This window comes from Phenylobacterium sp. (assembly GCF_030693805.1).
GTDB lineage: Bacteria > Pseudomonadota > Alphaproteobacteria > Caulobacterales > Caulobacteraceae > Phenylobacterium.
The window spans coordinates 1-1,345 of sequence record NZ_JAUXZW010000232.1 but is presented as its reverse complement, the minus strand read 5'-3'; the positions used below and the strand labels follow the sequence as shown (position 1 = coordinate 1,345).

The following is a 1,345-nucleotide window of genomic DNA, read 5'->3' as shown; positions in this document are numbered from 1 at the left end:
AATGCTAGTATAGAAGCCTTTGTCGCGCTGTCAACTATTCCTGTCACTGGAAGACCTTTTATTGCTTGATATGTTTTAACGGCTGTTTCAGTTTTAGTGCCATAGCTACTATCAACAGTTAACGCATATCCTTGACTATTTAAAGCGGACTGAATTGCTGTTACAGCAGAACCAGTCGCTCCTTTTGCAATTGTTGTTGAAGTTGTTGCTGATGTTGGTGGTGGAGGTGTAATTATCGTAAACATATTATCAGAAACATCTCCTACCCCTGCAGTCGGATAACCGACGTAGATTTTAAAGAAGTTTCCATATTGCATTGTACTCCATCCATAAACAACATTTCCTGCCAATGGTAAATTAAAAGTTTCCTGTCCGTCATTTAGAGTTGATAGGGTTAATGGAAATCCAGTAGCAGTTGGATTGTTGGCTGGATAATACATAAATAAACTAAATTGCAAATTGGCCGTTGTTGGAATATTACAACTACTCCATTTCACTGTAACCTGTTGACCCGCTGTATAAGTTTGTCCACCATTTGGAGAAATAACTTTTATTGAAACTGGAGCTGTCAATGCGCAGGGAAGATTAGGATTTACTGCTGTTACTGAAGTTGCAGAAGCAGAAACGGGACTTGCCGTAGTGGCTGAAAGTATAGAGGATTTCGTCGCGCTATCAACTATCCCTGTTACAGGAAGACCTTTTGATGCTTGGAATGCCATAACAGCAGTTTCTGTTTTGGCACCAAAATTACCATCAGCAACTAATGAATACCCTTGATTATTTAAAGCCGACTGGATTGTTGTCACTTCTGCACCTGTCGTTCCTTTTGTGACAACTGAAGTGGAACTAACTAATGCACTAGCTTGCGAAACACCAAAAACTAAAAGACCTAAAACTAACGCAAATACTATATATTTTTTCATCCCATTAGAAATTATTCTATTCGTATATATATTGATATTATATATAAAAACAGATAATTTGTTATTTTTATAATCTTATCCCATTTTGTGAATTTCTAACGGGACAAGTATTTTTATTTCTAATTAAACTTATAATACCAAAAGTATACCCCCCCGACGGAAAAGCAAGTAATTTTATGCTGGTACTCCTATGGGAATCTGAAAATTCAAAAAATTCATATTTTTTGGTTTAATCCTTTTGCTCGCGTCCAATATCTCAATTCCGAGAATTTTATTTCCCTTTCCAATATCTAAAATAATACCTTCTTCAACTTCTTTATTGCGCGAAAAAACCCCTTCTTGAAACTGAAGATACATTGCGTCTATTTCTTTATCATAAGTGATTTTCATATTTTTAATTCTTCTTACTTTATTAATTCCCA

2 protein-coding genes are annotated in these 1,345 nt (G+C 35.5%); both read right to left on the bottom strand.

Annotated features, from left to right (window positions below):
• Window positions 1–923: peptidoglycan-binding protein (locus tag Q8M88_RS08980; RefSeq protein ID WP_305596530.1), on the bottom strand; the 923-nt coding region annotated here is incomplete at its 3' end.
• Between the two features lie 174 nt (window positions 924–1,097).
• Window positions 1,098–1,345: DUF2283 domain-containing protein (locus tag Q8M88_RS08975; RefSeq protein WP_305596528.1), on the bottom strand; the 248-nt coding region annotated here is incomplete at its 5' end.